Raw genomic sequence first — 810 nt, 5'->3', positions numbered from 1 at the left:
ATTTATGCATAACGAAATGATTCAACCGTCGCACTTCGGCATCATTGCTCGCACTTGTATCGCCTCAGTAGTAATGTTGGCGGGTGTTTTCGCTCTTATTTAGTGGAGTGACGTAAGCTAGATTACGTTTTAGAAAACAAAAGCAAAATTCAGGGAATTACCTTCAGTTGTAAACGGTATTCCCCTGAAAATCACTCAAACTAACCCCTTCTTAGCTGAGTAAGCTAAAAACCAAAGCACTTACCGCAACAATACCTGTGATCAGAACAAAATAGGTAGAGAGCTTTCCACGATACTGCTTCATCGACTCAATCTTATGTACCGCCAACATCGGCATAATGAACAAGATCATTGCGATAACTGGCCCAGATAACGCTTCCATCATGCCTAAAATACTTGGGTTCATGATTGCTGCAGCCCAAATTGACAAGAAAAGAACCACTACGCTAATACGATCAACACGTGTTTCAGACAAATTTGAGTGCTTTGTGATTAAGCCGTTCAAGCTTTCACGTGCGCCTAAGAAATGACCAAGGAAAGAAGAAGTGATCGCGACAAACGCCACCAAAGGACCAATTGTTGCGATGAATGGGTTATCCGTTGCGTTTGCAAGGTAAGAGAGTACGGATACGTTTTGCGCTTTTGCCTGTGCAAGTTGCTCTGGCGAAAGTGCTAATACGCACGAGAAAACAAACAATAGTACGAATGCGATAAGCATGATGCTCGTGCGACGTAAAATCAGTTCGGCTTTTGCATCGGCATCATCGCCGTAGTGTCGGCGCTGAACATTGGCAAAGCTAGAGAGCGCTG

Annotated in this window: 1 protein-coding gene; it reads right to left on the bottom strand. The window is 43.8% G+C overall.

Features of this window, described 5'->3' with window-relative positions; all coding sequences use genetic code 11:
- Positions 1-211 precede the first annotated feature (211 nt).
- Positions 212-810, bottom strand: a 599-nt coding sequence (locus R7R24_RS26005; protein ID WP_318120011.1) for an aromatic amino acid transport family protein, incomplete at its 5' end; no start/stop codon positions are given.

The sequence above is a fragment of the Vibrio sp. 704 genome (assembly GCF_033339295.1).
This window is presented reverse-complemented; position numbering and strand designations above follow the sequence as displayed.